This is a genomic window from Arthrobacter sp. FW306-07-I (assembly GCF_021800405.1).
Taxonomy (GTDB): domain Bacteria; phylum Actinomycetota; class Actinomycetes; order Actinomycetales; family Micrococcaceae; genus Arthrobacter.
This window is the reverse complement of sequence record NZ_CP084550.1, coordinates 173,266-190,495: the sequence shown is the minus strand read 5'-3', so window position 1 is coordinate 190,495 and position 17,230 is coordinate 173,266. Positions and strand designations below refer to the sequence as shown.

Genomic DNA, 17,230 nt, shown 5'->3' with positions numbered 1-17,230 from the left:
TTGTCCACATGCACCAACCGGCCCCTTCAACGGCCACTCATTGGCCGGTGACGATAAGGGCATGCACCTGATCTCCGCGCAGGACCTCCGCCGCACCACGGGGGACGCCCGTTCACTCAGTAGACGCTACGCGCAGGGTGAACTTGTCCGTGTCCGCAAAGGTGTTTATGCCGAGAAACGTGCATGGGTGTCATTGCCGCCATGGGAAAGATACGTCCAGACCGTCCGCGCGGTAGATCTGGAGCTCCCGCAATCGACATTCTGCCTGCACACGGCCGCTGTCATATGGGACCTGGAACTTCTCGCCGTGCCTGCATACATCCACCTCTCCGGGGCAACCAGAGGCCACACGGGCCGCAGGAAACCAACAACGTCCGCGGCACGTGACAGGTCCGGACAAACAGGAATCGAACACATCACCGCCTACGGCATCCACCGGCATTTCGCGAACGCAGCAGCAGTCCAACGAGGAGGGCTGCTGGTAACCCCTCTTGCGGAAACAGTCACTGGCGTCATTGCGACGGAGGACTTCGCGGCAGGAGTGGTGTTGGCGGATCATGCGATCAGCAGTCGGCGAGTATCCGGGCCCCCACTTGGCAAGGACGAACTGTTGAGAACGGCCTTCACGCTCGAATCAGCGGCCCGTCGGAACTGGGTGGCACAGGTGCTCGACTTCGCATCGCCGCTGTCAGAGTCGGCTGGTGAATCGCTCAGCCGCGCCCAGATGCATCTGCTCGGCTTTCCGGCCCCCATGCTCCAGGCAAAGTTCCTGCAGGAAGGTTCACTGCTCGCCCGGACCGACTTCTTCTGGCCCAAGTACCGGCTCATTGGCGAGTTCGACGGCGACGCCAAATACCTCAATGATGAATATCTGGGCACTCGAACAGCCCGCCAGGCCGTGCTGGCGGAAAAGAAACGCGAGGACAGGCTTCGGGCGGCAGGTTTCCGGGTTGTCAGGTGGGACTGGGCAACGGCGTCGAACCCTGTCCGCTTTGCAGCATGCCTCCGGCAGGCAGGGCTGCCAAGCAGCCGGAGCAGGCAACCGGGCACCCGCTAACGGACAGTGCACCCCCGAACTCGGCGGTGCACTGTCCGCTCAAGGGTGCACCGTCCAGTTGCGGGTGCACCGCGAAGAAGAGACCGCCCTACAGGACCGGCAGCACCTCGAGGCCGCCCAGGTACTTCTGGAGTGCCTTAGGCACGTTGACCGAGCCGTCCGCGTTCTGGTGGTGCTCCAGCAGGGCCACGATCCAGCGGGTGGTGGCCAGGGTGCCGTTCAGGGTGGCCACGGCGCGGGTGCCCTTTGCAACGCCCTCCGCATTGACGATGCGTTCACGGATGTTCAGCCGGCGTGCCTGGAACGTGGTGCAGTTGGAGGTGGAGGTCAGCTCGCGGTACGCGCCCTGGGTAGGGACCCAGGCTTCGCAGTCGTACTTGCGGGCAGCGGACATGCCCAGGTCGCCGGCCGCGGTGTCGATCACCCGGTAGGGCAGTTCGCACTTGGCCAGCATCTCCTCTTCCCAGGCAAGGAGCCTCTGGTGTTCGGCGGCAGCCTCTTCAACGGTGGTGTAGATGAACATCTCCACCTTGTTGAACTGGTGCACGCGGATGATGCCCCGGGTGTCCTTGCCGTGCGACCCGGCCTCGCGGCGGTAGCAGGAGCTCTGGCCTGCGTAGCGGATGGGACCGGCGGAGAAGTCGAGGATCTCGTCCGCGTGGTAGCCGGCGAGTGCCACCTCTGAGGTGCCCACCAGGTAAAGGTCGTCTTCGGCGAGACGGTAGATCTCGGCGTCGTGCTTCACGTCGAAGCCCGTGCCCTGCATTGTTTCCGGACGCACCAGGGTGGGCGTGATCATCGGGACGAAGCCGGCCTCGATGGCCTGGTCCATGGCCATCTGCAGCAGCGCCATCTCCAGCCGCGCTCCAACGCCCTTGAGGAAGTAGAAGCGGGCGCCGGAAACCTTGGCGCCGCGTTCCATGTCGATCGCGCCAAGCAGCTCGCCGATCTCCAGGTGGTCGCGCGGTTCAAAGTCAGGGAATTCGCGCGGCGTGCCGACGGTCTTGACCACCACGTAGTCGTCCTCGCCGCCCTCGGGAACGCCGTCCTCAACGAGGTTGGGGATGGTGCGCAGCAGTTCTTCCTGCTTGGTCTGGGCGGCATCGGCCTCGGCGGAGGCGGCCTTGACGGAGTTGGCCAGCTCCTTGACCTCGGCCAGCAGGGCCTGCCTCTCCTCGCCCTTGGCCTTGGCCACCTTCTTGCCGAACACGTTCTGCTCGGCGCGGAGGTTCTCGAAGCGGAGCAGGTCCTCGCGGCGGGCGGAATTCGCGGAGATGATCGCGTCCACCACTGATTCGTCCGCGCCACGGGCACGCTGGCTGGCACGGTACTTGTCCGGGTTTTCGCTGAGGTCTTTTACGTCGATCACCAGACAAGGGTATCCAATTCACTGCACGACGGCGGGCGGCCGGCTCCGTGCCCCCTCCCGCCGCGCGCCGGGCTACTGTTGAAACACCATGAGCGACTGGATTCTCTACCTGCTGATTGCGGTGGCGCTTGCCTTCGCCACCTCCAGCTGGTGGGGGGTGCGGCGCCTCAAGGCCCTGCACGTTCGCAGTACCGTGGCCGGCGAAGCTTATGACTCCGGGCTGGCGCAGCAGCGCGTGGCAGTAGTCCTGAACCCCATCAAGGCCAGGGCTGGCGAAGCCCGGGAAATGATTCACAGGGCCTGCCTTGCCGCCGGGTGGGACGAGCCCGTCTTCTTCGAAACGAGGGCGGAGGACCCGGGATTCTCCCAGATGCAGGCGGCACTGGCAGGAAAGCCCGACGTCGTCCTGGTGGGCGGCGGGGACGGCACGGTACGCGTGGTGGCTGAGGCCCTCGCACGCACCAACGTTGCCATGGGCCTGATTCCGCTGGGCACCGGCAACCTGTTGGCCCGCAACGTGGACCTGGACGTGAACGACCTCCACGGCAACGTCCAGACAGCGCTTTTCGGCCGCCAGCGCTATATCGACACTGCCCGCATGGCCATTGAGAACTCGCGGACCGGGCATTACTCCGAGCACGTGTTCCTGGTCATCGCAGGCATCGGCATGGATGCGGAGGTCCTGGCCGACACCAACGCAGGACTGAAGAAGGCGGTGGGCTGGCTGGCCTACACGGAGGCCGGTGTGCGGCACCTCCCCGGCCGGCGGAAGAGGGTATCCATCGCCCTGGACGGGAGCCCCGAGCAGATCCGGAACATCCGCAGCGTGCTGTTCGCCAACTGTGGTCTGGTACCGGGCGGCATCGATTTCATCCCGCAGGCCATGATCGACGACGGCATGCTGGACGTAGTGGTGATGAGCCCGCGCAGCGCCCTTGGCTGGCTCCTGATGTACGTGAAAATCATGTTCAAGCACAGCGGAAAGCTGCCCGTCATGACCGTGTACCGGTCAACCAGGGTGGTCATCAAGTGCCCCGAGCCCATGCCCACACAGCTCGACGGCGACACATCAGGGGAAGCGACACAGCTTACGGTTCAGGTGGAGCCCCGGTCGCTCCTGATCCGGGTGAAAGGGCAGGTACAGGCCACCGGCGCAACCGCGCGCTAATAAGGGGTAAATGCAGCGCCGGGTGGAATGCCGGCATTACGCAGCGCCGGGATCCAGCTCAGGCCCCGGACTCTTTCTCCGCGTCAGCGGCCTGCTTGGCAGCGGCATGGGCTTCTTTGGCAGCGGCGTGGGCTTCGGATTGCTCGCGGATCATGGCCTGCTCCTCCTCGAAGCGCAGGCGGTCGGCGCGGTCCGCGTCGTCCCCGTCCCAATCCTGGTTGTCCGCCGTCGGCTTGGGGTTGACGATCATCCCCTGGCCGTCGTTGTCATTGCTGCTGGTCATGACCCGCTCCCTTCATCAGGGGCCATACCCCATGTGGATCAAGCAAGCATACGCATTGTCCACAGCCCGCGGAAGTACCTCCAGAGGCATTCGCCTACGCTGTGCGCGAAGCCTCGGAACCGCTTTCACCTGCGACGGATTCCGCGGCAAGTATGGATTGGACCCAGGTGTGCGCCGCCGAGAAGGCTGCATCGGAGGTGTGCGCCGCCACCGGCGTGGCCTGCCCGTCAGCCCTGGGGTACGAGCCCAGGAAGCGGGTTCCCGGGCTGATGCGGTGCAGCCCGGCGAGCGCATCCGCCACCCTCGCTTCGCAGGCATGGCCGTCCGCGTCAATGCTGAAGAAGTAGTGGCCCAGGTACTGCCCGGTGGGCCGGGATTCAATCCGGCTGAGGTTGACGCCCCGGCTGGCGAACTGGTCCAGGATCTCCATCAAAGCGCCCGGACGGTCCTCCGGAAGCGGGACCACAAGGGTCGTCTTGTCTGCTCCGGTAGGCGCCGGCAGTGCACCGGGCCGGCTGACCAGGATGAAGCGCGTCACGGCACCGGGGTTGTCGCCGATGTCCTCTCCCAGCACGGACAGCTCCGGGTGCTCCCGGGCAACGAGCGGGGCGCAGATTGCGGCGTCGTAGGTGCAGTCCCGCTCCAGCAGTCCGAGTGCCGCTGCAGCTGTTGATGAGCCGGGCATATATTCCGCTTCAGGTATATGCTTCTCCACCCACAACCGGCACTGGGCCCAGGCATGGCCGTGGGTGGACACCTGCCGCACGTCTTCCACTCCTACTCCGGGCCGGGACACCAGGACAAAGCTGATGGGAACCAGGACCTCGCGGAGGATGCGCAGTTCCTGGCCGGAGGCGATCGCGTCCAGGGTGGCAGTGACTCCGCCCTCCACCGAGTTCTCGATGGGGACCATGGCACCGTCCGCTGACCCGTCGCGCACCCTGTCAAGGGCGGCATTGACGTTGGAGGCCGGGACCCTGACGGCCTGGGGTGCATCAGCCACCTGCAGGAGGGCCGCCTCGGTGAAGGTGCCCTCCGGTCCCAGGAAGGAGTAAGTTCGGGGACTGCCGGGCACTAAAGGACCAGCGGCTTAAGTCCGTTGTCCGAGACCAGGGGCTTGCCGGATTCCAGCCACTGGTCCATGCCGCCGGAGACGTTGATGGCGGTGTAACCCTGGCCGGTAAGCCATTGGGCAACGCGGAAGGACCGCCCGCCCGTGCGGCAAATGACATAGAGGTCCTCATCCGGGTCGAGTTCGCCGAGCCGGGCCGGGATCTGGTCCATGGGGATGTGGAGTGCGCCGTCGGCGTGACCGGCAACCCACTCGTAGTCCTCCCGGACATCCAGGATCACTGCGTCAGCGGGGACGTCGTGGACGGGGACGGTATCGAAATCGCTCATCGGAGTCCTGTCTTGGCGGATCAGAGTTCGCTTTAAGCCTAGCCCTTCTGCCCCTTGCCGCCTTGAAGAAGCCGGAAAAGCCGCGGGTTAGGCTGGAGGAACCCAAGGAGGTTTCCATGTCCCGACAGATCGCCACCCTCACCGGGGCACTGCCACTCCCCGGCCGCAACATGGAACCGGCTGCCGGACGACGAACGGTGGCGCGATTGCATGGCTGAACTCCACGAACTCCCGGCCCTGGACCTGCGGGATCTCCTGCGGAGCGGAACGGTGTCCGCGGTGGAGGCAGCCGAGCATTTCCTGGCACGGATTGAGCAGCAGAACCCCCTCCTGGGCGCCTTCATCACCGCGACTGCGGACCAGGCCCTGGAGGAGGCCCGTGCAGCGGACATCCGGCACTCGCGGACAGTCGCCGCGGACCTGCCCACACTGCACGGCATGCCGATTGCCTTTAAGGACCTTACCGACGTCGCGGGCGTGGTGACCACGCACGGCAGCGCCGCACTGGAGCACAAACCTGCCCCCGTCGACAGCCCGCTGGTGGCACTCTTTAGGGATGCCGGCGTGACCGTCCTGGGCAAAACGCAGGTGCCCGAATTTGGACTGACCGCGTACAGCGAAAACCGCATCGCACCGCCGTCGCGCAATCCCCGAGCACCCAGCCGGAGCTCGGGAGGCTCCTCCGGCGGCAGCGCCGCTGCGGTGGCGGCAGGGCTGCTGCCTTTCGCCCCGGGGACCGACGGCGGCGGGTCAGTCAGGATTCCGGCGGCCGCGTGCGGCCTGGTGGGGTTGAAGCCGGGACGGGGCCTCGTAACGGCCGGGGAAAGCGCGGGCGACCCCGCCCGGCTGGTGGTGCCCGGGCCCCTCGCCCGGAGTTCAGGGGACACGGCACTGATGATGGACGTCCTGGCCCCGGGGCACGCCTACCTCCAGGCGCTGCATCAGGAGCCACCGCGGGTAAGGATTGGTGTCACGCTGGACAGCCCGTGGTCGAGCACTTTCCCCTTCACCCTGGAGCAGGAGGCCCTGGACGCGCTGCGCGCGGGCGTTGCCCTCCTGGAGCAGGCCGGCCATGCTCTTGGTGATGCCGACATCCGCTACGACAACCGCTATCCAGATGCCTTCACCACGGCCTGGACCGCGGGGGTGGGTACCACCAGGATCAGCCCCACGCGGGAGGCGCTGCTGGCACCCCTCACCAGGACCTTCCGGCGGCGGGCCCAGCAGCGCAGCCCGGCCAAGCTCGCCGAGGCGCTGGCCTTCCTGCGGCAGTTCCAGCACGACACCCTGGCACAGTACGGGCAGTGGGACATGATGCTGATGCCCACGCTGGCACAGACTCCGCGGCCGGTGGGCTGGTTCACCGGGACGGCCCATGGAAGCGACCGCTGGCCGGCCGCCGAGTGGCCCGGGGATGCCGACGGCGACTACCGGAAACAGTGCGAATACGCGCCATGGTCCTCCATGGTGAACGTGTGCGGACTGCCGGCCATCACCCTTCCCGTGCACTGGACGGGAGGAACCGCCGGCAGCGGGCTTCCCATGGGCATCCAACTGGTGGGGCCTATGGGGTCGGAAACCCTCCTCCTGCAGGTGGCGCGTCAGCTGGGCTTCTAGGAAAGCCGGCCTGTTAGGCGGCCCCCCGAGGCTGTTGACCTGGATCTAACGCCGTCTTAACCCGCTGGTAACCGTGGCCGCGCAAACTGGAAATGCACGTTTCTGCACCTGCATCCGTCCTCCCCCGACCAGGAGTTGCCACCATGAACGCTGAACAGGCTGCGGCGAGCGCCGGGCCCACCGAGACCGTCGACGACGAACGGCCGGACTTGAGCAACGCCAACGTCAGGGAGGACGTGGCCTTGGCCGGCAGGTGCGGACTGGTCCACCTGCCCACGGGCCGGACCTGCCTCCTCCCCCTCCGCCATCAAGGGCCCTGCGAGTTCCACCGCCCGCAGGAGGCGGAGGACGTGGTGTCCAGCGGCGACTGACAGCTTCCTGCGCTGCTCTCTCGACTCCCACGCCCGGCAGGAGGACGATTAAAGGGCAGTCACCATAAGGAGGTCTGTGATGTGCTACGCATCGAGCAAGGACTTCGGGTGGGGCGCGAAGAAAGAAGCCACGCGCCGGCCTGAAGCGGAACCGGAAACCCCTGCGGAACCTCCGGAGGAGCCGGTCAAGGCACAGAATTTCACGTTCTGGGCCTTCCCCAACTGGCGCAGGACCCCTGCGCCGCGCACCCCCTCCGCCGACGGGGACAAGACCCAACGGAGCAGGGAGAGGGTCTGACGTCCGGGCACCTGCCCGCGCAAAAGTCAGCAATCAACGGAGGGGTCCTCATGGAGGGCCCCTCCGCGGTCTTCCCTGCAGCCTGCCCCAAATGCAGCAGCTTACGGCCGCAACTCACGGCGCCGCCCCGCCGGTCGTTGTGCTGTCCCAGCAGTGCGTCTATGGTTGAACAATAAGCATGCTTAGCATTCTGGGAAAGGGGATGAGCATGAGCGCAGGACAATACACTCCGGGGCCCGACCGTCGGCCGGAAACGGACAACGACATGACGCCGTCGAACGCAGCACCCTCAAACATGACGCCGTCGAACACAGCCCAGCCGGCAGCAGACCGCGCAACCTACGGCAACGCGCCATCCTACTCAGCGGGTGAGCCGGGAACACCTGCCGCCGGAACCACCCCAAGGGCCGGCGGCGCTCCGGAACGCAAAGTAACGCGCACCGGCGTCATCTGGGCGGCCGTGGTAGCAGCCCTGGTGCTGCTGATCCTGCTGATCATCTTCATCCTCCAGAACCAGGAGCTGGTCCTGGTGAAGTTCCTGGGCTTCGAAGGATCCGTCCCGTTGGGCATGGCACTGTTCATCGCCGCCGTGACCGGCGCCGTCCTGGTGGCCGTGGCAGGCGGCGCCCGGATCCTGCAGCTGCGCCGGAACGCCCACCGGTCCAGGGTCCAGCAGCGCAGGTAGGGGCACGGCCAATACAGAAAAGCCGCCCGGCAAGGAGAGGCTGCTGGCGATGGGCAAGGTTGTGGTGATGAACCACGTGACGCTCGACGGCGTCATGCAAGGTCCCGGCCGGCCGGATGAGGATACGCGGGGCGGATTCAGCGACGGCGGCTGGGCGGTTCCCTACGCCGACCAGGCCACGGTGCAGAAGATGGGCGAACGGACGGGTCCGGACCATGCCTTCCTGTTCGGGCGGCGTACCTACGGGCAGCTCCTCGCGTCATGGAACGCCCAGGGCGGCCCCTTCAAGGAGGCCCTGAACAACACGCCGAAGTACGTCGCTACCAGGGATCCGGCAACCAGGCTGGAGTGGCCGAACTCCATGCTCCTGCACGGTGACGTTCCCGCGGCCGTGCAGGAACTCCGGGAAAGCTTCGCCTCCAACCTCGTCATCATGGGCAGCGGAGTGCTGATCCGCGCACTCATGGCTGCCGGCCAGATTGACGAATACCTGCTGATGATCCACCCGGTCGTCCTGGGCAACGGGCAACAGCTTTTCGCGGGCGGCACCAAAACCCCGCTGCGGCTCATCGAAGCCGACCATACAAGCACCGGCGTCCTCATGGCTTTGTACACCCCGGACAAGCCTGATTAGGAACGCCGGCCGGATCAGGCGTCCAGAGCGTGGGGCACCGGGAAACCCCCGCGCCCCTCGGCGGAACCGAGCGTCAGCGGGAGCCCAGGCTGGCGAACTTGCGGGCCCGGGCCGCCACCAGCTCAGGCACGGGAACACCGGCCACGGAAACCAGCTCGTACTCAATGGCCCTGGCCATCCGGCTGCAGAATTCACGTGGTTCCACAGAAGCATCGCCGCGCTCATCCACGATGTGGTCCACCAGGCCGTTGGCATACAGTGCCGTGACGTTCACACCCTGTGCCTGCGCCATGTTCGGGGCGAACGCGGTGGTCCGGTGCACGATGGCACTGGCACCCTCCGGGGGCAGCGGCGAAAGCCAGCTGTGCTGCGCCGCGATGGTCCGGTCGGCCGGGAGCAGCGCAAGGGCGCCGCCCCCTGCGCCCTGGCCCAGCAGCACGGAGACCGACGGCGATTCCAGCCCGATCAGTTCGTGCAGCGAGCGCGCAATCTCACCCGCAAGCCCGCCTTCCTCCGCCTCCTGCGACAGGGCTGCGCCCGCGGTGTCGATGACGGTAAGCAGGGGCAGGCGCAACTCCTCCGCCAGCTTCATCCCCCGGCGCGCTTCCCGCAGCGAACCTGGCCCCATGCCGGCCGCGTCCTTCCGCAGCGGACGCGCATGCCCCAGCACGATGCATGGCTGGCTGCCAAAGCGCGCCAGGGCCAACAGCAGCCCCGGGTCCTTCTCGCCCTGCCCGGTCCCGTTCAGGGGCAGCGCGTCGGTGGCACCGAACTTCAACAACTGGCGGAGGTCGGGCCGCCGCTGCCGCCGCGAGATCTCGATGGACGTCCAGGCATCAACGGTCGAGGGGCGGACGTTGAGGGTCTCGGGCGGAGCGGGAACCCCTGCAGCGGCACCCTCCTTCATGGCCAGGATGTCCAGCGCCCGGCCCACCAGGTCGGCCAGGTCGCCAGGTTCCACGACGCCGTCGATCAAACCCTTCTGGAAGAGGTTCTCCGCCACCTGTACGTTCTCAGGGAACGGTTCGCCGTACAGCGCCTCGTACACCCGCGGGCCCAGGAATCCCAGCAGCGCGCCGGGCTCGGCCACGTTGATGTGCCCCAGCGATCCCCAGGATGCCATGACGCCGCCGGTGGTGGGGTGTCGCAGATAGACAAGGTACGGAAGCCCGGCCTGGCGGTGCGCCCGGACGGCACCGGTGATCTTGACCATCGACAGGAACGCAAGCGTCCCTTCCTGCATCCGCGTCCCCCCGGACGCGGGGCCGGCCAGCAGCGGCAGGCCCTCCGCAGTGGCACGTTCGACGGCGGCAACGATCCTTTGCGCCGCCGCGTGGCCTATCGACCCGGCCAGGAAGGAGAATTCGCTGACGATCAGCGCCACCCGGCGGCCTCTGATGAAACCGGCACCGGTGATGACCGACTCGTCCGCGCCGCTGCGTTCGCGGGCCCTGGCCAGGTCGCGGGCGTACTCAGAGGACAGGACCGGCTGTTCCGGCTCCGTATCCCATGAGATGAATGAACCCGGGTCCACCACCGCATCCAGCAGTTCGGTCGCTTTCAAGTGCCGCACCTTCTCCGCCGTCGCCATGCTATTCGGCCCCGGGAGCCGTGCCGTTGCCGGCCGCAGAAGCGAGGCCCAGCCACTCCCGGATCGCCGGCCCGTCCTCGTTGAGCAGCGGCGGGGCATCATGGTGCTTCCCGGTGGTTTCGGCGGCGTCGCCGGGGGCGAAGAACCGCAGCGGCGGGCCGGGCAGGCTGACTTTGCCGAGCAGGGGATGCTCCACATCCACCACCAGCCCCTGGGACGCCACCTGCTCCCAGGCGTACACCTCGTCCAGTGAGCGGACCTTCCCGGCCGGGATCCCGGCGTCGTTCAGTTTTTGCAGCAACTCCTCCGCGCCGTACGCCGCAAAGGCCCGTTCGACGGCGGCAATCACCTCTGCGCGGTTCCGCACCCTTTCGGCGTTGCTGGCAAAGCCCGGGGCGGCCAGGTCCAGGCCAAAGGCCGCAGCGAACGACTGCCACAGCTTCTCGCTGCCGACGCTGATCTGCACGCTGCCGTCCTTGCACTTGAACAGGCCGTAGGGGGCGATGGACGGGTGATGGTTGCCCTGGGCCTGCGGAACTTCGCCGGCGACGGTGGTCCTGGTGCCCTGGAAGGCATGGACCCCGATCAGCGATGCCAGCAGCGACGTGCGCACCACCTTGCCCTGGCCTGTCCGGTTCCGCTCCACCAGGGCGGCCAGCACGCCGGCCACCCCGTTCATCCCGGAGAGCAGGTCGGCAATGGGAACCCCCACCCGCTGGGGATCGTCCGGGCCCGACCCGGTGAGGGACATCAGGCCGGCTTCACCCTGCAGGATCTGGTCATAGCCGCTGCGCTGGGATTCGGGCCCGTCATGGCCAAAGCCGGTGATGGACAGGATCACCAGGCGCGGGTTGATCTCGTGCATGGCGCCGGTGGAGAAGCCTAGCCGGTCCATGACGCCCGGCCGGAAGTTCTCGATCACGACATCTGCCCGTTCCAGCAGGCCGCGGAGCACTGCCTTGCCGTCGTCGCTTTTCAGGTCAAGGGTGATGGATTCCTTGTTGCGGTTGCAGGACATGAAGTAGGTGGATTGCAGGTCGTCCTCCGGGCCCACGAAGGGCGGGCCCCAGCCCCGGGTGTCATCCCCCGTGCCCGGGTTTTCCACCTTGATGACACGGGCGCCGAGGTCCGCCAGCATCATGCCGGCGTGCGGTCCGGCCAGTGCCCGGCTGAGGTCGACGACGGTGTGCCCGGCCAGGGGGCCTTGGCGGTTCTCGGTGCTCATGTTCTGGTTTCCTCTCTAAAAAACAGGCTGGGTTGGGGTGCGGTGGCCGTTAGAGCCAGCCGGGGACCACCAATGCCAGCCACGCCAGGACGGGTCCGGCCACAATGACGATCCCGCTGTAGCCGAGGATCCGCTTGTAGAACTGGTCCTTGTCCACGCCCTCGGGGGCGTTGGCGAGCACCAGGGCGCCGTTGGTGGAGAACGGCGAGACGTCCACGATGGTGGCGGAGACGGCGAGCGCGCAGATAACGCCCACGGCGCCGATTTCGCCGGTGGAAAGGAACGGGACGGCCAACGGGATGAGGGCCGCAAGGATGGCAGTGGAGGACGCAAAGGCGGACACCACGGCGCCGATGAAGCAAATGATGAGGGCTGCAAGGAGCGGCATTCCCATGTCGGCCACGCCGCTGGACACGAACTTGATGGTGCCGGCTTCCTCCAGCACTCCAACGAACGTCAGCATGCCGCAGATCAGCAGCACTGTGGACCAGCTGATCTTGTTGATGGCGCCCTTCTGCGCTGCGGGTGACACCAGGGCCAGCACGATGGCGATGGTGATGGACACAAAGCCGACGTCCATCTTGAAACCGAGGGCCACGACGGCCAGCACAATCAGGCCGGCAATGGTGACCAGCTGCGGGATCCGGTCCTTGCGCTCCTTGGTGGCAGCGATACCGTCGCCGGCGGGGTCCCGGGGGCCGTACATGCCGGAGCCGAAGCCCTTGAAGGGGACGTCGCCGCCGGCGGCCTTGGCACCGACGCTGACGGACATCCGGGCCTCGGCCGCCTGCTCCACAAAGTGGCCCACCCTGGAGGACAGGAGGTTCTTGCCGCCCAGGACCACGAAGAGCACCATCGCGATGACCAGGTTGAAAATGAGGCTCGAGAGGAACAGTGCCGTGGGGCTGAAGGCGAGATCGGTCTTGGCAAGGATGCCGTTGACCGTAACGCCGTAGACCGCGATGGGTGAGAAGCCCCCGGCCTGGGCGCCGTGGATCACCATCATGCCCATCAGCAGCGGGCTGATCTTGTACTTGCCGGCAAAGCTCAGGGCGATGGGAGCGATGATGGCAACGGCGGCGGGAGACAGTGCGCCCACGGCGGTAATGACGGCGGTGATGGCGAACATGACCCAGGGAATGAGGGCCACGCGGCTGCCTACCAGCTTGACCGCGCCGCGGACCAGCAGGTCGATGGTGCCGTTGTTCTGCGCGATGGCGAACAGGTACGTGACGCCGACGATGGTCAGGAAGAGGCCACCGGGGAAGTTGGCCAGGATCTCGTTGGTGGACATGCCCAGCACCAGGGCGCCGAGCAGGAACGCGCCGACGAAGGCAAGCGCCCCCATATTCAGGGGCAGGACGGTGGCGAGCAGGAACATCGCCGCCAGGATGATGATCGATAAGACAGGAGCGGACATCGTTGGTTCTCCATTGGGGGTGCGAGGAGTGTGACGTGAGTTACTGGCTCACTGGACTAGCCTCTTAGACAGTGAGTCTATCTGTCAATAGACGAAGCAGGTATCCTGATCCGGTACGTCCGAGGGAGGGCTTTGTGGAGAAGACAGCACGGCTGGGCCTGGAGCGGGTCTCGCGGCCGCGGCTTTACGAACAGTTGGTGGAGCAGATCCTTGCGTACATTGAGTCCGCCCAGCTGAAGCCCGGCGACCTCCTCCCGGCGGAACGGGACCTCGCTGAGCGGCTTGGGGTTTCCCGCGCCACGCTGGCCCAGGCCCTGGTGGCCCTGGAAGTACTGGGCGTGATCGATGTGCAGCATGGCACCGGCGCCGTCCTGGCCCGGCGGCCCAGCGTCGCCTCGGTGGTCAAGGGCCTGCGCGAGCACCAGAGCCGGCTGCCGGAAATCGTGGAAGCCCGCAGCACCCTGGAAGTCAAGCTTGCCGCCCTCGCGGCGGAACGCCGGACCGACGCAGACCTGGCCGCCATCGACAACGCCCTGGACGTCATGTCGAAGGAAATCGACGACGGCGACCGCGGCGCCCAGGGCGACGAACTGTTCCACCAAGCCGTCACCGCCGCAGCCCACTCCTCGGTGCTCGCGCAGCTGATGGCCTTCATCGCCGAGATGATCCTGGAAACCCGGATGGAGTCGCTGGGCCAGCCCGGACGCCCCGAGCAATCCCTCGCCTCGCACCGGAAGATCGCCGATGCAATCCGTGCGCAAGACGCGGATGCCGCCGCGAAGGCCATGCTGGCGCATATCGAGCTGGTCTCGGACGTGGAACTGCTCCGCTAGGTCAGCCAAGGGCGTAGGCCCGCGGGAACCTGCTGCTAGAAGGTGCCGGTGTTCGACCCTGTGGTGGCGGCGACGGCCAGGCCAATGATGAACAGCAGCCAAATGGCGCCGTAGCCCAGCAGGCAGAGGTAGCCCAGCACCAGGCCGGTGATGGACATTCCCTTGCCCGAGGGTTCGCGGCGCAGGGCCAGGTGGCCGGTGATGATGGCGGCGAACTGGGGCAGCAGCAGCCAGCCCATGATCACCGACGCGATGCCGCAGACCATGCTGGCGATGCTCAGGGTCTTCGGTTCCACCGCCCTGCCGTAGTACGGCTGGCCGAAGTACTGGGGCTGGCCGTACTGGGCGTTGTTGTACTGTCCTTGGCCGTACTGCCCCGGGTTGTACTGGGACTGGCCATACTGCGGCTGCCCGTAGGAAGGCCCCTGGTTCTGCGGCGGCGGCTGGTAGCCGGGCCAGGGCGAAGAACCGCTGCGCTGGTAGTCAGGTCCCTGGGATGGCTGGTTGCTCATGATTTCTCCCCTATGAATCTGGCTACAGCCTACTTCAGTGCAGCGCCAGCCGGATGGCCAGGATTACCATCAGCACGCCGATGGCTCCGTCGATCCACCGCCAGGTGCGGGGACTGCTGAGCACGCCTGCCAGCGCCCTGGCCCCGTACCCCAGGCCAAAGAACCACAGCACGCTCCCGGTGACCGCGCCTGCGGCAAAGATCCAGCGCAGGTCGGGGCCCTGCTGGTTGGCCAGGCTGCCCAGCAGCACCACGGTGTCCAGGTAGACATGGGGGTTGAGGAAGGTCAGGGCGGCGGTGGTGGCAATCACCGAATTCTTCGACCGGGGCGCCTGCCCTGCCAGGGCCGAGGGCTTCATCGCAGCCATGAAGGAGCGCACCGCGAACCACAGCAGGTAGGCGGCCCCGGCCCAGCGCAGGACTTCCAGCGCCGCCGGGAAGTGGGTGACAATCGCACCGATCCCCGCCGTCCCGCCGACAATCAGCACGGCGTCCCCCGCCATGCACACGGCTACCACCGCACCGATGTGCTCCCGGCGGATGCCTTGGCGCAGCACGAAGGCGTTCTGCGCGCCGATGGCCACGATCAGTGCGAGGCCTGTCAGCATTCCGGTTATTCCTGCGGTCCACATAAGGACGACGGTAGGATCCAGGCGAAGTTCAGGCAAATAAAGGATCTTTGGGAATCATTAGGATGTCTTTATGAACCTTGAACACCTGAAAGCCCTCGTGGCGGTTGTCGACGAGGGAACGTTCGAGGCAGCCGCGGACCTGCTTCGAATCACCCCTTCCGCGGTGAGCCAGCGGATCAAGGCCCTGGAAGCCTCGGTGGGCCAGGTCCTGGTACGCCGCCGGCTGCCCTGCACCGCCACCGACGCCGGTGCGCTGCTGCTGCGGATGGCCCGCCAGGTGCAGGTACTGGAGGCGGAGACGGCGGCAGCGCTTGGTTCAGGAGTGAACGCGCGGGCCCACCTGCCGGTGGCCATCAACGCGGATTCACTGGCCACCTGGTTTGTCCCCGTCCTGCATCAGGCCGCGCAATGGGAGGACACCACCATCGATCTCCACGTGGAGGACCAGGGCTTCAGCAGCCAGTTGCTGCGCGAGGGGGACGTCATGGGGGCTGTGACCTCGGATCCTGTTCCCGTGAGCGGCTGCCGGGTGGAGCTGCTGGGCTCCATGCGGTACATCCCGGTGGCTGCCCCGGGGCTGCGGCGGCGCTTTTCCGCATCCGGGCGCGTGGATTGGGCCGCAATGCCGGTCCTGAAATTCAACACGAAGGACACCCTGCAGCAGCAGCTGCTCACCGCAAAAAACGTGCTGCAGCTTCCGCCCACGCACCTGGTGCCGTCCTCCCAGGGATTCCTCGCCGCGGTCACAGCCGGGCTGGGCTGGGGCATGATCCCGGAACTCCAGCTCACCGATGAGCTGGCCGACGGCGCCCTGGTCCGGCTGGATGACACCGCCTACCAGGATGTGGCGCTTTACTGGCAGGCCTGGACGCTCGATTCGGAACGGCTCAACCGGGTCACCGCCGCAGTGCGCAGCGCCGCCAAAAACCAGCTGCGGCCGGGTGAATCGGGGGAAGCTACCGGCCCAAGTAGGGCAGGATATAGACGGCAAAAATGACGAAGGCCGCCAGCAGGGCGAGTTTTCCTCCACTGGTAACGCCCCGCTGCTGCGCTTTGCCGTTCCGGCCGTGGCGGATTGGTCGCCCCGGCGTTCCCGCCTGGTGTCCCGGGACTGCCTGCCGGCCTCCCGTGGACTTTCTTGCCGGCGTTCCTTTTGCCGCTCCCTTCGCAGGCAGGGCACGGCCGGCGGGGTGCCTCGACACACTTCGAGTCCGGTCCGCGTCCTCGTCTGAACTGGACTTTCGCTGCGGGCCGGCCGAGGGGCCGGCGGGGGGAAGTGCTCCTGCCGGCCGCACCACGGTTCCCGGGCGCACGTTCCGAAGGGCAGTGATACCGGGCTCCTGCTCGTGGGTGAGCTGTTGGCCCAGTTGGGCGTACAGCCCCACAACTGCCTGCTGGTCGAGCACTGCCGGGAGCGCCTCGATGGCCGCCACCACCCGCTGGAAACCGGCCACGGCAACATCCGAGTCGGTCACCCCGAACAGGTCCGGCTGCGCGGCCATGCAGATGAGCGGGCGCACCAGCCTGCGGTGCGGCGGAGACAGCACGGAAGCCACGGCAGCGCACTGGGCCAGCGCACCTTCCACCGCCTGGGTCCGGGCATAGCGGCCCTGCCACAGCACACCAGATGCCACCCGGACTTCACCGGTCCAGTTCTTGGAATCGATCACCACTACCCCGCCGGGACCCACAAGGACGTGGTCAAGGTAGGCCTTGGGGCGGCCCGGCCAGTGGACATCGTGCAGCACGTACCAGCCGCGCGGGACCAACTCGCTGAGCTTGTCGGCCACCACCCGCTCCCCCACGGCCCCGGCATCCCACGACTTTGTCGCGCACTCGGCCTGGTCGAGCCGGCGCTTCAGGCGGGCAACGCGCTCGGCCGCCAGCCTGGACTGCTCCGCTGCCCCGTCTCCTGCCCCCATTGGACGTCCCCGTTTCCTTGCCGATGGGATGACGCCGGCGGCCCGCCGTCGTCCGTTCCTTCCGGTTTTCTTCCTGGAATTTTTTCGAAATTAGCAGGACGGGAAAGCGCCGGTATATAGGTACTTTCCGGGCCGTGTACTCAGGTGGACTACTTGGGTGTGGGCGTCATGGCGTGTCACAGGGTCCGGATTTTGGGCGGGTCGTTTTGACTC

At 66.7% G+C, this 17,230-nt stretch carries 19 protein-coding genes; 9 read left to right on the top strand and 10 right to left on the bottom strand.

Annotation, left to right across the window (positions count from 1 at the left end):
• Positions 1-61: 61 nt before the first annotated feature.
• Entirely contained in the window at positions 62-1,057 is a 996-nt protein-coding gene (locus tag LFT46_RS00940; protein WP_236821030.1) for a hypothetical protein, read from the top strand.
• Positions 1,058-1,145: 88 nt separating this feature from the next.
• Here LFT46_RS00940 and serS read toward each other — a convergent pair whose 3' ends face one another.
• Positions 1,146-2,426 carry a serine--tRNA ligase gene (serS, locus tag LFT46_RS00935; RefSeq protein ID WP_236821029.1) on the bottom strand — a complete coding sequence of 427 codons (1,281 nt, stop codon included), beginning with the start codon at positions 2,424-2,426 and terminating at the stop codon, positions 1,146-1,148.
• Between the two features lie 88 nt (positions 2,427-2,514).
• Between serS and LFT46_RS00930 the strand changes: the two genes are divergently transcribed.
• Complete coding sequence (locus LFT46_RS00930) at positions 2,515-3,594, top strand: diacylglycerol/lipid kinase family protein (protein WP_236821028.1); 1,080 nt, start codon at positions 2,515-2,517, stop codon at positions 3,592-3,594.
• Positions 3,595-3,652: 58 nt separating this feature from the next.
• Here the strand turns inward: LFT46_RS00930 and LFT46_RS00925 are convergent, their stop codons facing one another.
• From LFT46_RS00925 to LFT46_RS00915, 3 genes are all read right to left on the bottom strand, one after another.
• The gene (locus LFT46_RS00925; RefSeq protein WP_236800554.1) at positions 3,653-3,877 is read right to left on the bottom strand and encodes a hypothetical protein; all 225 of its coding nucleotides are present in this window, start codon (positions 3,875-3,877) and stop codon (positions 3,653-3,655) included.
• A 94-nt stretch (positions 3,878-3,971) separates the two neighbouring features.
• Positions 3,972-4,952 (bottom strand): prephenate dehydratase, encoded by a 981-nt coding sequence (pheA, locus tag LFT46_RS00920; RefSeq protein WP_236821027.1) that lies wholly within the window; start codon positions 4,950-4,952, stop codon positions 3,972-3,974.
• On the bottom strand, positions 4,952-5,278 hold the full coding sequence (locus tag LFT46_RS00915) for a rhodanese-like domain-containing protein (RefSeq protein WP_142131663.1): 327 nt from the start codon (positions 5,276-5,278) through the stop codon (positions 4,952-4,954). The genes pheA and LFT46_RS00915 overlap by 1 nt, the downstream gene beginning before the upstream one ends.
• A 210-nt stretch (positions 5,279-5,488) precedes the next feature.
• On the opposite strand from LFT46_RS00915, the gene LFT46_RS00910 reads away from it, so the two are divergent.
• The 5 genes from LFT46_RS00910 to LFT46_RS00890 all read left to right on the top strand — a co-directional run bounded on the left by LFT46_RS00910 (position 5,489) and on the right by LFT46_RS00890 (position 8,883).
• Positions 5,489-6,895, top strand: coding sequence for an amidase (locus tag LFT46_RS00910; RefSeq protein WP_236821026.1), 1,407 nt, complete (start codon positions 5,489-5,491; stop codon positions 6,893-6,895).
• 143 nt (positions 6,896-7,038) lie between these two features.
• On the top strand, positions 7,039-7,266 hold the full coding sequence (locus LFT46_RS00905; RefSeq protein ID WP_236821025.1) for a hypothetical protein: 228 nt from the start codon (positions 7,039-7,041) through the stop codon (positions 7,264-7,266).
• Positions 7,267-7,345: 79 nt separating this feature from the next.
• Entirely contained in the window at positions 7,346-7,564 is a 219-nt protein-coding gene (locus LFT46_RS00900; protein WP_236821024.1) for a hypothetical protein, read from the top strand.
• A 208-nt stretch (positions 7,565-7,772) separates the two neighbouring features.
• Positions 7,773-8,249, top strand: a complete 477-nt coding sequence (locus LFT46_RS00895) for a LapA family protein (RefSeq protein WP_236821023.1) — start codon at positions 7,773-7,775, stop codon at positions 8,247-8,249.
• 67 nt (positions 8,250-8,316) lie between these two features.
• Positions 8,317-8,883 carry a dihydrofolate reductase family protein gene (locus LFT46_RS00890; protein ID WP_236821022.1) on the top strand — a complete coding sequence of 189 codons (567 nt, stop codon included), beginning with the start codon at positions 8,317-8,319 and terminating at the stop codon, positions 8,881-8,883.
• Positions 8,884-8,956: 73 nt separating this feature from the next.
• On the opposite strand, the gene LFT46_RS00885 is transcribed toward LFT46_RS00890, so the two are convergent.
• Genes LFT46_RS00885 through LFT46_RS00875 form a run of 3 tightly spaced genes read right to left on the bottom strand, consistent with a single transcriptional unit; the run spans position 8,957 to position 13,119 of the window.
• Entirely contained in the window at positions 8,957-10,474 is a 1,518-nt protein-coding gene (locus LFT46_RS00885; RefSeq protein WP_236821021.1) for an acetyl-CoA carboxylase carboxyltransferase subunit alpha/beta, read from the bottom strand.
• Position 10,475: 1 nt separating this feature from the next.
• A complete protein-coding gene (locus LFT46_RS00880; RefSeq protein WP_236821020.1) occupies positions 10,476-11,699 on the bottom strand; it encodes a CaiB/BaiF CoA transferase family protein in 1,224 nt (407 codons plus the stop codon).
• A 49-nt stretch (positions 11,700-11,748) separates the two neighbouring features.
• Positions 11,749-13,119, bottom strand: coding sequence for an SLC13 family permease (locus LFT46_RS00875; protein ID WP_236800545.1), 1,371 nt, complete (start codon positions 13,117-13,119; stop codon positions 11,749-11,751).
• A gap of 134 nt (positions 13,120-13,253) precedes the next feature.
• Here LFT46_RS00875 and LFT46_RS00870 point away from each other — a divergent pair, with 134 nt between their 5' ends.
• Positions 13,254-13,952, top strand: coding sequence for a FadR/GntR family transcriptional regulator (locus tag LFT46_RS00870; protein ID WP_236821019.1), 699 nt, complete (start codon positions 13,254-13,256; stop codon positions 13,950-13,952).
• Positions 13,953-13,987: 35 nt separating this feature from the next.
• On the opposite strand, the gene LFT46_RS00865 is transcribed toward LFT46_RS00870, so the two are convergent.
• Both LFT46_RS00865 and LFT46_RS00860 read right to left on the bottom strand, forming a co-directional pair.
• Positions 13,988-14,464, bottom strand: a complete 477-nt coding sequence (locus LFT46_RS00865) for a DUF4190 domain-containing protein (protein ID WP_236800543.1) — start codon at positions 14,462-14,464, stop codon at positions 13,988-13,990.
• A gap of 34 nt (positions 14,465-14,498) precedes the next feature.
• Positions 14,499-15,071, bottom strand: a complete 573-nt coding sequence (locus tag LFT46_RS00860; protein WP_236821018.1) for a LysE/ArgO family amino acid transporter — start codon at positions 15,069-15,071, stop codon at positions 14,499-14,501.
• A 94-nt stretch (positions 15,072-15,165) separates the two neighbouring features.
• Between LFT46_RS00860 and LFT46_RS00855 the strand changes: the two genes are divergently transcribed.
• Entirely contained in the window at positions 15,166-16,092 is a 927-nt protein-coding gene (locus LFT46_RS00855; RefSeq protein ID WP_236821017.1) for a LysR family transcriptional regulator ArgP, read from the top strand.
• On the opposite strand, the gene LFT46_RS00850 is transcribed toward LFT46_RS00855, so the two are convergent.
• Positions 16,052-17,017: a nuclease-related domain-containing protein gene (locus LFT46_RS00850; protein WP_236821013.1), complete on the bottom strand. Its 966-nt coding sequence runs from the start codon at positions 17,015-17,017 to the stop codon at positions 16,052-16,054. The genes LFT46_RS00855 and LFT46_RS00850 overlap by 41 nt on opposite strands.
• Positions 17,018-17,230: the final 213 nt, after the last annotated feature.

Bases quoted from the DNA above. Each gene is read 5' to 3' on its own strand.
- LFT46_RS00890 (WP_236821022.1), top strand. From the start codon at position 8,317: ATGAACCACGTGACGCTCGACGGCGTCATGCAAGGTCCCGGCCGGCCG.
- LFT46_RS00910 (WP_236821026.1), top strand. From the start codon at position 5,489: ATGGCTGAACTCCACGAACTCCCGGCCCTGGACCTGCGGGATCTCCTG.
- LFT46_RS00905 (WP_236821025.1), top strand. From the start codon at position 7,039: ATGAACGCTGAACAGGCTGCGGCGAGCGCCGGGCCCACCGAGACCGTC.
- LFT46_RS00865 (WP_236800543.1), bottom strand. From the start codon at position 14,464: ATGAGCAACCAGCCATCCCAGGGACCTGACTACCAGCGCAGCGGTTCT.
- LFT46_RS00940 (WP_236821030.1), top strand. From the start codon at position 62: ATGCACCTGATCTCCGCGCAGGACCTCCGCCGCACCACGGGGGACGCC.
- LFT46_RS00930 (WP_236821028.1), top strand. From the start codon at position 2,515: ATGAGCGACTGGATTCTCTACCTGCTGATTGCGGTGGCGCTTGCCTTC.
- LFT46_RS00925 (WP_236800554.1), bottom strand. From the start codon at position 3,877: ATGACCAGCAGCAATGACAACGACGGCCAGGGGATGATCGTCAACCCC.
- LFT46_RS00885 (WP_236821021.1), bottom strand. From the start codon at position 10,474: ATGGCGACGGCGGAGAAGGTGCGGCACTTGAAAGCGACCGAACTGCTG.
- LFT46_RS00900 (WP_236821024.1), top strand. From the start codon at position 7,346: ATGTGCTACGCATCGAGCAAGGACTTCGGGTGGGGCGCGAAGAAAGAA.
- LFT46_RS00855 (WP_236821017.1), top strand. From the start codon at position 15,166: ATGAACCTTGAACACCTGAAAGCCCTCGTGGCGGTTGTCGACGAGGGA.
- LFT46_RS00880 (WP_236821020.1), bottom strand. From the start codon at position 11,699: ATGAGCACCGAGAACCGCCAAGGCCCCCTGGCCGGGCACACCGTCGTC.
- LFT46_RS00895 (WP_236821023.1), top strand. From the start codon at position 7,773: ATGAGCGCAGGACAATACACTCCGGGGCCCGACCGTCGGCCGGAAACG.
- LFT46_RS00860 (WP_236821018.1), bottom strand. From the start codon at position 15,071: ATGCTGACAGGCCTCGCACTGATCGTGGCCATCGGCGCGCAGAACGCC.
- LFT46_RS00850 (WP_236821013.1), bottom strand. From the start codon at position 17,017: ATGGGGGCAGGAGACGGGGCAGCGGAGCAGTCCAGGCTGGCGGCCGAG.
- LFT46_RS00915 (WP_142131663.1), bottom strand. From the start codon at position 5,278: ATGAGCGATTTCGATACCGTCCCCGTCCACGACGTCCCCGCTGACGCA.
- LFT46_RS00875 (WP_236800545.1), bottom strand. From the start codon at position 13,119: ATGTCCGCTCCTGTCTTATCGATCATCATCCTGGCGGCGATGTTCCTG.